At 71.8% G+C, this 12,155-nt stretch carries 10 protein-coding genes; 5 read left to right on the forward strand and 5 right to left on the reverse strand.

The window, feature by feature from the left end; all coding sequences use genetic code 11:
• Nucleotides 1–66: 66 nt before the first annotated feature.
• The gene (pcrA, locus tag OHU34_RS16740; RefSeq protein WP_020132115.1) at nucleotides 67–2,565 is read right to left on the reverse strand and encodes a DNA helicase PcrA; all 2,499 of its coding nucleotides are present in this window, start codon (nucleotides 2,563–2,565) and stop codon (nucleotides 67–69) included.
• Between the two features lie 454 nt (nucleotides 2,566–3,019).
• Here pcrA and OHU34_RS16745 point away from each other — a divergent pair, with 454 nt between their 5' ends.
• Nucleotides 3,020–4,186, forward strand: coding sequence for an NlpC/P60 family protein (locus OHU34_RS16745; protein WP_405767004.1), 1,167 nt, complete (start codon nucleotides 3,020–3,022; stop codon nucleotides 4,184–4,186).
• A gap of 154 nt (nucleotides 4,187–4,340) precedes the next feature.
• The gene (locus OHU34_RS16750) at nucleotides 4,341–5,348 is read left to right on the forward strand and encodes a tellurite resistance/C4-dicarboxylate transporter family protein (RefSeq protein WP_142265795.1); all 1,008 of its coding nucleotides are present in this window, start codon (nucleotides 4,341–4,343) and stop codon (nucleotides 5,346–5,348) included.
• Here OHU34_RS16750 and OHU34_RS16755 read toward each other — a convergent pair.
• Entirely contained in the window at nucleotides 5,326–5,682 is a 357-nt protein-coding gene (locus tag OHU34_RS16755; protein ID WP_142265794.1) for a hypothetical protein, read from the reverse strand. The two genes, OHU34_RS16750 and OHU34_RS16755, sit on opposite strands and share 23 nt — an antisense overlap.
• A gap of 460 nt (nucleotides 5,683–6,142) precedes the next feature.
• Between OHU34_RS16755 and OHU34_RS16760 the strand changes: the two genes are divergently transcribed.
• Nucleotides 6,143–7,222 carry a C40 family peptidase gene (locus OHU34_RS16760; protein WP_230194873.1) on the forward strand — a complete coding sequence of 360 codons (1,080 nt, stop codon included), beginning with the start codon at nucleotides 6,143–6,145 and terminating at the stop codon, nucleotides 7,220–7,222.
• Nucleotides 7,223–7,248: 26 nt separating this feature from the next.
• Here OHU34_RS16760 and OHU34_RS16765 read toward each other — a convergent pair whose 3' ends face one another.
• Nucleotides 7,249–7,992 carry a response regulator transcription factor gene (locus OHU34_RS16765; RefSeq protein WP_142265792.1) on the reverse strand — a complete coding sequence of 248 codons (744 nt, stop codon included), beginning with the start codon at nucleotides 7,990–7,992 and terminating at the stop codon, nucleotides 7,249–7,251.
• Nucleotides 7,989–9,317, reverse strand: a complete 1,329-nt coding sequence (locus OHU34_RS16770) for a PspC domain-containing protein (RefSeq protein WP_372481708.1) — start codon at nucleotides 9,315–9,317, stop codon at nucleotides 7,989–7,991. Before OHU34_RS16770 ends, OHU34_RS16765 begins: the two co-directional genes overlap by 4 nt.
• A 143-nt stretch (nucleotides 9,318–9,460) precedes the next feature.
• On the opposite strand from OHU34_RS16770, the gene OHU34_RS16775 reads away from it, so the two are divergent.
• A complete protein-coding gene (locus OHU34_RS16775; RefSeq protein ID WP_405767007.1) occupies nucleotides 9,461–11,161 on the forward strand; it encodes a PspC domain-containing protein in 1,701 nt (566 codons plus the stop codon).
• On the forward strand, nucleotides 11,148–11,393 hold the full coding sequence (locus OHU34_RS16780; protein WP_405767009.1) for a hypothetical protein: 246 nt from the start codon (nucleotides 11,148–11,150) through the stop codon (nucleotides 11,391–11,393). Before OHU34_RS16775 ends, OHU34_RS16780 begins: the two co-directional genes overlap by 14 nt.
• A 137-nt stretch (nucleotides 11,394–11,530) precedes the next feature.
• On the opposite strand, the gene OHU34_RS16785 is transcribed toward OHU34_RS16780, so the two are convergent.
• Entirely contained in the window at nucleotides 11,531–12,055 is a 525-nt protein-coding gene (locus OHU34_RS16785; RefSeq protein WP_020132124.1) for a DoxX family protein, read from the reverse strand.
• Nucleotides 12,056–12,155 lie beyond the last annotated feature (100 nt).

Raw genomic sequence — 12,155 nt, forward strand, 5'->3', positions numbered from 1 at the left:
CCCCCGCCCCCGAAGCGGGGGCTCAACTCACGCGCACAGCCACAAGCACGGGCGCGACCCCGGCCGCTACAGCTTCTCCACCGGCGCGTACCGCAGCAGCAGACGCTTCGGCTTGACGTCGCCGAAGTCGACCGTCGCCTCCGCGTTCGCGCCCGTGCCCTTCACGCCGACGACCGTGCCGAGACCGAACTGGTCGTGGGTGACGCGGTCGCCGACGGCCAGCGTGACCACAGGCTTGTCCGCGGCGGACCGGCGCGTCGCGAAGCCGGACGCGCCCGCGGCCGAGGAACGCGAGCGGGACGAGGACAGCGAGGCCGCCACACCGGAGACGGGACCGGAGGACACGGGCGCGGTCGCCCCCGTCCGCTTCCAGTCCACATGCGTCGGCGGGATCTCCTCCAGGAACCGGGAGGGCGGGTTGTACGACGGCTGCCCCCACGCGCTGCGCAGCGCGGACCGCGTCAGGTAGAGCCGCTCCCGCGCGCGGGTGATACCGACGTACGCCAGGCGGCGCTCCTCCTCGAGCTCCTTGGTCTGGCCGAGGGCGCGCATGTGCGGGAAGACGCCGTCCTCCATGCCGGTGAGGAAGACGACCGGGAACTCGAGGCCCTTGGCGGTGTGCAGGGTCATCAGGGTGATGACGCCCGAGCCGTCGTCCTCGTCGGGGATCTGGTCGGAGTCGGCGACCAGGGCGACCCGCTCCAGGAATGCGGAGAGCCCGGCCGGTGTCGTGCCTTCGCCCTCCGCCTCGCCGGTCTCCTGCTCGAACTCCAGCGCGACGGCGGCGAGTTCCTGGAGGTTCTCGATCCGGGTCTCGTCCTGCGGGTCGGTGGAGGCCTGCAACTCGGCGAGGTAGCCGGTGCGTTCGAGCACGGCCTCCAGGACCGTCGCAGGACCGGCGCCCGACTCGACGATCGTGCGCAGCTCCTCCATCAGCGCGTTGAACCGCTTCACGGCGTTCGTCGACCGCGAGGCCATGCCGTACGCCTCGTCGACCCGCTTCAGGGCCTGCGGGAAGCTGATCTTCTCGCGCTGGGAGAGGGCGTCGATCATCGCCTCGGCGCGGTCGCCGATGCCCCGCTTCGGCACGTTGAGGATCCGGCGCAGCGGCACCGAGTCCTCCGGATTGGCCAGCACGCGCAGGTAGGCCAGGACGTCCCGGACCTCCTTGCGCTCGTAGAAGCGGACCCCGCCGACGACCTTGTAGGGCAGGCCGACGCGGATGAAGATCTCCTCGAAGACACGGGACTGGGCGTTGGTGCGGTAGAAGACGGCGACATCGCCCGCCTTCGCGTCGCCCGCGTCCGTCAGTCGGTCTATCTCGTCGGCGACGAACTGCGCCTCGTCGTGCTCGGTGTCGGCGACATAGCCGGTGATGCGCGCGCCCGCGCCCGCGTTGGTCCACAGGTTCTTGGGGCGGCGGGACTCGTTGCGCTCGATGACGGCGTTGGCGGCGGACAGGATCGTCTGCGTGGAGCGGTAGTTCTGCTCCAGCAGGATCGTCGTCGCGTCCGGGTAGTCCTCCTCGAACTGGAGGATGTTGCGGATCGTCGCGCCGCGGAATGCGTAGATCGACTGGTCGGCGTCACCGACGACGCAGAGCTCGGCCGGTGGTACGTCGTACTCGCCCGGGGGTACGTCGACGGGGTGCTCGGAGGTGCCGACCAGTTCGCGCACGAGGGCGTACTGGGCGTGGTTGGTGTCCTGGTACTCGTCGACCAGGACGTGACGGAACCGGCGGCGGTAGTGCTCGGCGACGTCCGGGAAGGCGCGCAGCAGATTGACCGTCGTCATGATCAGGTCGTCGAAGTCGAGGGCGTTCGCCTCGCGCAGCCGGGACTGGTACATGGCGTAGGCCTGGGCGAGGGTCTTCTCGAACCCGTCGGCGGCCTGGGCGGCGAAGTCCTCCTCGTCGATCAGCTCGTTCTTCAGGTTGCTGATCTTGGCGCTGAAGGACTTGGGCGGGTAGCGCTTGGGATCGAGGTCCAGGTCGCGGCAGACCAGGGCCATCAGACGCTTGGAGTCGGCGGCGTCGTAGATCGAGAACGACGACGTGAAGCCGAGCCGCTTGCTCTCGCGGCGCAGGATGCGCACGCACGAGCTGTGGAAGGTCATCACCCACATCGCGTGCGCGCGCGGGCCGACGAGCGCTTCGACGCGCTCCTTCATCTCGCCCGCGGCCTTGTTGGTGAAGGTGATCGCGAGGATCTGCCCCGGGTGCACATGCCGCTCGGCCAGGAGGTGGGCGATGCGGTGGGTGAGCACGCGCGTCTTGCCGGAGCCGGCGCCTGCCACGATGAGCAGCGGCGAGCCCGCGTGGGTGACGGCCGCGCGCTGGTTCTCGTTCAGCCCCTCCAGGAGCGCGGCCGCGTCCAGGACGGGGCGCGGGGCGCCGTCGCGGTAGTGGGTGTCCCGGTCCGGGGGCACGTCGAACTTCCCGCCGAACAGATCGTCCGGAACCGACTCCGGTCCGTGATCGTCCTCGGGCGGTGGCGGGGGTTCCTCCTCATGGGCGCGGGGGCCCTGGAGGTTCGCCAGGAAGCTGTCGTCAAAGAGGCTGCTCATCGCTCTCCGAGTCTAGGGGGCGCCACTGACAACCCGGCGCCGTCCCGGGAACATCTCCCGCCCTCACCCTCCGGGACACTCCTGTCACGATCCGCGACCCGCACGACCGCGACGCGAACTTCCGGCCGAAGGTCACGAAAATGTATCGGGCATATCGCCCACCAACCTTCACACGGACCACACGAGTTGGCTACCGTGCCGAAAGGCCGTACGACCCCCACCGGCGAACCCCGCCGGACCGCACGGCCTCCGCCGAGTCCGACGCGTCCGCTCACGCCGACGGAACCGGGGAGTCACCGAGACCTCGGGGTGAATCGGCCCAACGCCCTTCCGGGGCGGGCCGTAGGGCAACCCTTCCGACATACCTGCCCGAACCCTCCCCCAGTGCCCTACCGGCCTGGGAGAGACCCCACCGCTGACCCGGCAGGCGGAGCACTGGAAGGAGTCGCCCCCCTTGGCGTCGCAGCACCGCAAGCCGCGCTCCGCGGGCGCGCGCGTGGCGGGGATACGCACCCCCGCCCTCGCCACCGCCGCCCTCACGTCCGTGGCCCTGCTCTCCCAGACGGCGAACGCCGCTCCGTCGGACGACGGCAAGCCGAGCCTGGAGGAGGTCGAGAAGAAGGTCGACGACCTCTACCGCCAGGCGGAGTCGGCGACCGAGAAGTACAACGCCGCCAAGGAGAAGACGACCAAGCAGCGCAAGCGCACCGACGGCCTCATGGACGACGTCGCCCAGCGCACCCAGAAGCTCAACGAGGCACGGGAGGAGCTGGGTTCCTACGCGGCGGCCCAGTACCGCACCGGCGCCTCCGCGCCCGACACGGCGGCCTTCCTGCTCGCGGACACCCCGCAGGACTACTTCGACCAGAACCAGCTGATGAGCCGGCTGACCGGCCGCCAGAAGGGTGCGGTCGACGACTACGTCACCGAGCAGTCCGCGACGATGAAGCAGCGCCGGGAGGCCACCGAGAGCCTCGCGACGCTCACCGACGCGCAGAACGACCTGAAGATCGCCAAGGCCGCCGTCCAGAAGAAGCTCGGCGAGGCGCGCGAGCTGCTGTCCCGGCTGACGGCCCAGGAGAAGGCGCGCCTCGCGGCGATCGAGAAGCAGCGGCAGGAGGAGGCCGCGCGCAAGGCGGCGGAACTCGTCCGGCAGCAGGCGGCGGAGCAGGCCGCGGATCAGCAGGAGAGCGGCGGCGCGTCGGCGGACACGGGGTCGTCCTCGACCGCCCCCTCCGCCGGCTCCGAGGACCCCTCGTACGCCACCAAGGCCGAGAAGGCACTCGCCTTCGCCCGCGCGCAGATCGGCAAGCCGTACGTCTGGGGTGCCACGGGCCCCGACTCCTACGACTGCTCGGGCCTCACCCAGGCCGTGTGGAAGGCGGCCGGCGTCACCCTCCCGCGCACCACCTACGACCAGGTGAACGCGGGCACCACGGTCTCTCTCGCCGACGCCCGGCCCGGCGACCTGATCTTCTTCTACGACGACGTCAGCCACGTCGGCGTCTACATCGGCAACGGCATGATGATCCACGCCCCGAAGCCGGGCGCGTACGTCCGCGAGGAGTCCGTCTTCTACGACGGCGAGTCGAGCATCCACAGCGTCGTACGCCCGGCCTGAGGACGAAGGGCACGCCCACCCCGGGCCTGCGCACACCCCCGGCACACCCGTTCCCGCCCCTGCGCGCACACCCCTCGCCCTGCCGCGCGTATTTCTGCGCGCCCGCGCGCGTGCCCCGCTTCCGCGGCGCGCCGTGCTCCTTAGCATCGGCCGCATGCCAGGCTCCCCCGACCTCCCGTCGCCGGCCCCCTCCCCCGGCTCCCCGCTCCGCGTCTGGTGGGCGCGGCGGCCACCGGCGGCGGGGGCCGCGGTCATGGCGACCGGCGTCCTGTCGATCGGACTGCACCTGACGGGATACGACGTCCTGTCGCGCGTCACCCTGGCGATGGCGGGAGTCGCGTGGGTGGCGCTGGCGGCGGACTTCGTCGTGCGGCTGGTGCGCAAGCGCGAGCGGTGGCTGACGGAGGCGGGCACGCCCGGGGCGCTCAACGCGGTGGCGGCGACGACCGTGCTCGGCACGCGGGTCTCCACGCTCGGCCGGCACACCCTCGCCGAGGCGCTGCTGGCGGTGGCGGCGGTGCTGTGGCCCGTGCTGCTCGTGACCGTCGTACGGCGGTGGAGGCGGGGCATGACGGGGGTGGTGTTCCTGAGCTGTGTGGCCACCCAGGGGCTCGCCGTGCAGGGAGCGGTCCTCGCCGAGGCGGAGGCGGTGGCCTGGCTCGCACACACCGCGCTCGTGCTGTTCTGGCTCGGGCTCGTGCTCTACGGCGTCGCCCTGGCCCTCTTCGACCTGCGGGAGGTGGCCGAGGGCGCCGGGGACCAGTGGGTGGCGGGCGGCGCGCTCGCCATCTCGGCGCTGGCGGGGGCGGGTCTCCTCGCGGCCGACGACGGGGGCCTGTATCTGTGGAACGCCGACGACACCGGCGTCCTGCGCACGGTGACCGTGGCGCTGCTGGTGCTCGCCCTGGCCTGGTACGCCGTCCTGCTGGTCGCCGAGGTGCGGTGGCCGCGTCCGCGCTACGACATGTGCCGCTGGGCGACCGTGTTCCCGATGGGCATGACGGCGGCGGCGACCTTGTCCGTCGCCGCCGCTGTCGACGTGCCGTCGCTGAGGGGGCCCGGGCAGGTGCTGCTGTGGATCGCGGTGGCGGCCTGGCTGGCCGTCGCCGTGGCGGCCCTGGCCACGGCCCGCGCTTCCCTCATGTCCAGAGCACCGCGATGAAGATGTTCGCCAGGGTAAGCAGCCCGACCAGGGCGAACAGGGGTTTCTTCACCACCTCTTCGTCCCGTTTCACGTAGACGAGGGCGAGGATCACGATCAGCAGAGCCAGCTTCACGCCGATCTTGGCGTTGTCGACGTTCTGGTCGTCCGCCCGGTTGAGGCCGACCAGGACCACACCGGTGCCCAGCATCGCCGCGGCGCCGCGGAGCATCAGTGGGACGAAGCGGGCCGTGCCCTGGCCGCCCATTGCCTTCAACTGCGTGAGATAGCCCCCCAGGAGTGCGGCGATTCCGATGATGTGCAGGCCGACGAAAAGATGAATGAGTAAGTCCATGAGGCCGGATGCTATTCCGCCGTGGAGGTCTCACGGCAGCAGCTCTCCACCATGCCTCAAGCCGCATATATGCGTCCCATAGCACCCAGCACCTTTCGCGTGTCTCGAAATCGCCGTTTCGGTCAGCGCGCCGCGCGAACCCGACAGCCCGGGTCCGGGGTTCCGGGCATTTTTGATCATGACGCGGTCCACTCGTGTCACTTCCGCACTTCGCGTTACCGGACTGTCACAGCCGGGCCTAGCGTCCTCCCCCAGGTGGCCGGCTCCCCACCGCCGCCCGGGCCAGGGGCGGCAGTCGGCCACCACCGCCGAGAAGGTCCGGCGGCGTCCCGCTCCCCCTGTGCGGGCCGTCGCCGGACGCGTCAACCGCCCTCCGGGGCCGTCCGTCCGCTCCCCCGACGGCTCTCCGGCGGCTGTACGGACGCATGAGGCGGTCGTACGAAAGGACGTGCAGTCCCACGTGGCAGCGCACCGCAAGCCCCGACAGCGCTCGCTCGGCGGCCAGACGGCCCGCACGGCGTTCACCCTCGCTCTCGCGGGCGCCGCGACGGCGACGGCCTTCGACGGAACCGGACAGGCCGAACCGAACCTGACTCCGGTCCAGGTCAAGGCGAAGGTGGCGAAGCTCTACCAGGAGGCGGAGGAAGCCACCGAGAAGTACAACGGCGCCCGGGAGAAGGCGACGGCGGCCGAGCAGCGACTGGAGAGCCTGCGGGACGAGGCTGCGCGCAAGGAGGAGAAACTCAACACGGCACGGGAGACGCTGGGTTCGATGGCGGCGGCGCAGTACCGCAGCACCGGGCTCGACCCGGCCGTGCAACTGGCCCTCTCCGACGACCCCGACCGCTACCTCGACGGCGCCGCCTTCGCCGAACGGGCCGGGGACCGCCAGTCGGCCGCCGTCACCCGAGTACGCAGACAGCTGCGGGAGATCGAGCAGCTGCGCGGCGCCGCGCGTGTCGAACTGACCTCGCTCCAGACGCGCCAGGCCGAGCTGAAGACCCACAAGAAGACGATCACCGGCAAACTCGACGCGGCGCGCCGCCTGCTGGGCCGCCTGACGGCGGCGGATCGGTCCCGGATCGGCGAGGAAACGAGCGGCGGCACCGCGAGCGGCCGCGCCTCACGCACCTCGGCAGACGGGCGCGACGGCCTCCAGGCCCCCGGCACAACAACCGACCGAGCCCCCGACTCCCGTGCCGCGGATGCCGTTTCCTACGCCTACTCCAAGCTCGGCAGCCCCTACGTGTGGGGCGCGACCGGGCCGAACGCCTTCGACTGCTCTGGCCTGGTCCTCGCCGCGTACCGCTCCGCCGGCGTCTCCCTGCCCCGCACCACCTACGCCCAGATCGGCGCCGGACAGCGCGTCTCCCGCTCCGAACTCCTCCCGGGCGACATGGTGTTCTTCTACTCCGGCATCACCCACGTCGGCCTCTACATCGGCAACGGCCAGATGATCCACGCACCGAACCCGTCGGCTCCGGTGCGCGTGGCGTCCATCGACGAGATGCCGTTCGCGGGCGCGACGCGCGTCGTGTGAGTCCGCCCGGTCAGGCAGGCCGTCCCTCATACCAGCCGTCGTGCCGTCGCCCAGCGGGTCAGCTCGTGCCGGTTGGACAGCTGGAGCTTGCGCAGCACCGCCGAGACATGCGACTCGACCGTCTTGACGGAGATGAAGAGCTGCTTGGCGATCTCCTTGTAGGCATAGCCCCGGGCGATGAGCCGCAGCACCTCGCGCTCACGCTGGGTGAGACGGTCCAGGTCCTCGTCGACCGGCGGAGCGTCCGTCGAGGCGAAGGCGTCGAGCACGAACCCCGCGAGCCGCGGCGAGAACACGGCGTCGCCCTCCTGCACCCGGAAGATGGAGTTCACGAGGTCGGTGCCGGTGATCGTCTTGGTGACATAGCCGCGGGCGCCGCCCCTGATCACCCCGATCACGTCCTCCGCGGCGTCCGAGACGGACAGGGCGAGGAAGCGCACTGGCCGCTCGGCGTCGGCCATCAACGGAGCGCAACGGCGCAGCACTTCGACCCCGCCGCCGCCCGGCAGATGGACGTCGAGGAGGACCACCTCGGGCCGGGTCGCGGTGATCACCGTGACGGCCTGGTCGACGTCCGCCGCCTCGCCGACGACCTCGACGCCGGTCTGTTCGGTCTGGCCGATCTCGGCCTGTACTCCCGTACGGAACATGCGGTGGTCGTCGACGAGGACCACGCGCACATGGCGCCCGCCCGTGCCGCCGAAGGACTGCGCCGGCTCGGCCGCCTCCGCCGCTCCCCCTGTGCTGTTCGTGTCGGTCGGGTCGCTCATGACGTCTTCTCCGCCCTCTCCATCTCCAGTTCGACCTCCGTGCCGCCGTCCGGGACGGCCCGCAGTCGCGCCGTGCCCCCGTGGCGCTCCATGCGGCCGATGATCGATTCTCTGACGCCCATGCGGTCGGCGGGTATCGAGTCGAGGTCGAAGCCGGGTCCGCGGTCGCGGACGGACACGAAGACCGTCCTGCCCTCGACTTCGGCGTAGACCTGCACGGCGCCGCCCTCGCCACCGTACTTGGCCGCGTTCACCATCGCCTCACGCGCGGCCTGCATCTGTGCCCCGACCCGTTCGTCGAGCGGGCAGTCGCCGACGACCACGACCTCGATGGGGACGCCGTGCTTGTCCTCGACCTCGGCGGCGTTGCGCCGCACCGCGTCGGCGACCGTGGTCGGCTCGTCGGCCTCCTCCTTGCCCGTGCCCTCGGGCTTGTAGAGCCAGGTGCGCAGGTCGCGCTCCTGGGCGCGGGCGAGGCGGCGCACCTCCCCGGCGTTCTCCGCGTTGCGCTGGATCAGGGTCAGGGTGTGCAGCACCGAGTCGTGGACGTGTGCGGCGACCTCCGCGCGCTCCTGGGCCCGGATGCGCATCAGGCGCTCCTCGGAGAGGTCCTGGGTCATACGGACCAGGTAGGGACCGGCGAGGAGCGTGATGCCGACGAGGACGGCGAGGGCCGCCTGGAGCACGGAGCCGAGGTGGGCGGCGGAGCCCTGGAGGACGAAGATGCCGGAGACGCCGGCCGTGACGAGCAGGACGCCGGCGCCCGCGCGCAGGAGCGTGAGCGTACGGCGTCTGCGGCCGACCTCGACCCAGCGGGCCCGGCGCGCGTTGTCCGCCTGGCGCCAGACGAGGGCGACGCCCGCGCCGACGAGTACGGCGGGCAGCAGATACGCCTTGGCGCCACTGCCCAGATTCACATTGCCCACGAAGACCATGGCGATGACGACCATGAGGAGCAGCGCGACGATCTGCCCCTTGTCCGGTTTGCGGGCGACGAGCCTGCGACGGCCGTCGGGCGCGGTCTCGGTGCCGACGAGCGCCGGGGGCTTCTGCCCGCCGACCCCGCCGACCCCGAGCGGCACGAAGAACCAGAAGGCCGCGTAGAGCAGGGCGCCGAGACCGTCCGCCATGAACAGGCCGGCGAAGACGAGCCGCACCCACACCACGGGCAGCCCGAGATGCCCGGCGAGCCCCCGCGCCACGCCCCCGAGCCAGCGTCCGTCACTGCTGCGGTAGAGCTTGCGCGGCGGCCGCGGTTCGACGAGTGGCACTGTTGCGGCTTCCGGCATGCCAACGATGGTCACACGGTCGCCGGTCCCGGGCATCAGGGTTCGCCCCCGAGACTCCCCTGATCTCCGGGGTTCTCGCCCGTCGAACGCCTCCCCCGCCCCGGATCAGGGCCGATATCAGGGTCCGACCAGGGTCGTTCCGACTGCCGCTGGAGCGGCTCGCCCGCCACCATGGACTCATGACAGATCACCAGCACGCCGCGGACGCCGTGCCCGACGGGGGCGCCGCGCCCGACGCGGCCGCCCCGTCCTCCGGCGCCCGGGGCGCCGCGGGTGAGGAACCTCGCGCGCACGAGCGGGCGGGCGCGCACGGGAAACAGGGAGAAGGCGCAGGACACGGCCCGTCGGAGGGCTCCGGCCCGGACGCGGGCACGCATACGGGCGCGGGCACGGACGCCGACGACAGGACAGTGGTCGAGGCGGCCACCGAGGCCGCGACCGCCGCCGCGGCGGCGGCCCGCACCGGCGCGGCAACCAACGGCGGGACGGAATCCGACGACGGTTCGCCGGACGGCGACCGAGGGCCGGGAGAAGCCCCGGGCCCTGGCCCGGGGGGAAGCCAGGGACCGGGTGGTCCCCGGGCACCGCGAGCGGCCGAAGCGGTCGGGCCTCCGCCCAGGTTCCGGCGGGACCGGGAGCACAAGGTGCTCGCCGGGGTGTGCGCGGGCCTCGGGCGGCAGTGCGACATGGATCCGGTGATCTTCCGGATCACGCTCGCCGTGCTCTCCGCGACCGGCGGCATCGGCCTCATCTTCTACGGCTTCGCCTGGCTCTTCGTCCCCTATTCCGACGACGAGCAGAACGAGGTGCGCAAGCTCCTGACCGGCCGGGTCGACGGCCAGGCTCTCGCGGCCGTGCTGTTCGCGCTGGTCGGCTGCGGGGTGTTTCTGTCGATGCTGAACAACGGCAGCGTGCTGACCTTCGCCGTCGTCGTCTCCTTCCTCCTCGCGGGCGCCGGCTACTGGTCACGGCACCGGGACGCCTCGGACCCCGACCCGCTGGCCGCACAGGCCGTGGCCGACGCCCCGCCGGAGGCCCAGGCACCGCCCGCCCCCTCCGCCTACCCCTCCTGGTGGCGCGACCCCATCGTCAAGGACGGCACCCACGACGGCGGCACGGGCTATCTGTGGGGCCCGTGGGACGCTCGGGCCCGGGACATCACGGAGACCATCGACGTCGACCTCGTCGGCCACAAGCGCCGCCCCGAGGACATACGCACCCTGCACAGGCCGTACGCCGGACCGCGCGGCCCGCGCTGGATCGGTGGCTGGCTCTTCCTGCTCGCCGCGCTCGCGGCAGCCCTCGTCACCCGGCTCACCTGGGACGACCACCCGCTCGGCACCAGCCTGCAGGCGGGGCTCGCGGCCGCGCTCATCGTGCTCGGCGTGGGGATCGCGGTCAGCTCGTTCCTGGGGCGGACCGGAGCGGGGTCGGTGTTCCTGGCGATCGTCACGGCGGGTCTGCTGGCCGGTACGACCGTCCTGCCCAAGGACATCGGGACGCACTGGATCGACACGGTGTGGCAGCCCGCCGCGGTGGCGGACGTACGGACGGGCTACGACCTGGGCACCGGGGACGGCACCCTGGACCTGTCCCGGCTGGAACTCGCGAAGGGACAGACGGTGAGCACCAATGCCGAGGTGGGGGCGGGCCGACTGCGGGTGATCGTCCCGCCGGACGTGACCGTGAAGGTGAGGATCGACGTGGGGCTGGGAGACATCCAGCTGCCGGGCGACGACGAGAAGGATGTGGACGTGCAGCCGGGCAAGCACAAGGAGGTGACCCTGTCGCCGGTCTCGGGCGCCAAGGACGCCGGGACCATCGACCTCGACCTCCAGGTCGGCGTGGGACAGGCGGAGGTGTCCCGTGCTGCGTCATGAGTTCCGGCCCGGCAGGCTGGTCGCCGGCGCCTTCTTCACCCTCGCGGGCGTCATCTACGCAGGTGACGCGGGCGGCCTCTGGGAGACGCCGTGGTTCGTGGTGATCCCGGTGGTCACGGCCGGACTCTGTCTGGCGGGCGCGACGGGCGTCGTGGCGAGGAGCATACGCAGACGACGAAGCCCGTCCCGCCGGACCACCCCGGCCGGGACCGGCCCGGACCCGGCCGCCTGACCGACGGACCGGCCCACCGGCCGAGGAGCAGACGGGCTGACCGGCCCACCGGCGGAGGGACAGACGGGCAGAGGGGCAGACGGGCAGACCGGCCGGCCGCACGATCCACACGTCGGTGGGCCGTCCGGGCGCAGGCCCTACCTGGCTCGGGTTCCCGCTCGCTGGCGCCGCCTGGAGCGCCAGGCGGCGTCGAGGGAGAGGACGGGGGCACCGGCGAGAACCAGGGGCAGCCAGGCCATCAGGTAGGCGAGGTCGTTGCCGTAGTAGTACGGGTCCGAGGCCCAGCTCACCGTCAGCCACAGGCTGAGCGAGATCAGGGCGCCGCCGAGCGCGGCGAGCCGGGTGAGGACGCCCAGCAGGGTGCCGATACCGACGGCGAGTTCACCGAAGGCCATCGCGTAGCCGAAGCCGACGGGGCTCTTCAGGGCCATGTCGACCAGGGCCGGGATGGCCGAGGAATCACGGACGGCGCGCATGGTGTCGCCGATCGAGCCTGCGCCGCCGGCCTTGAGGAAGGCACCGTCGGTGAGTTTGTCGAGGCCGGCGTAGATGAAGGTGACGCCGAGGAAGATGCGCAAGGGAAGGAGGGCGTACCGGGTGGCGGTGTCCCGCCAGTCGCGGCCGCCGCCGTCGAGATAGGGGGGGTAGGTATCCGTCCGCATGCCATGAGTCATCGCCCGTAGCCGCCTCTCGCCCGGAGGGGGTGGGACCCCTCAACAGACCATACGTACGAAATGGGGGGTGCGCTCAACTGTTTGCACG

Origin of the sequence: Streptomyces sp. NBC_00080, from assembly GCF_045041255.1 — a bacterium.
In the GTDB taxonomy this organism is placed as follows: Bacteria; Actinomycetota; Actinomycetes; order Streptomycetales; family Streptomycetaceae; genus Streptomyces; species Streptomyces coriariae.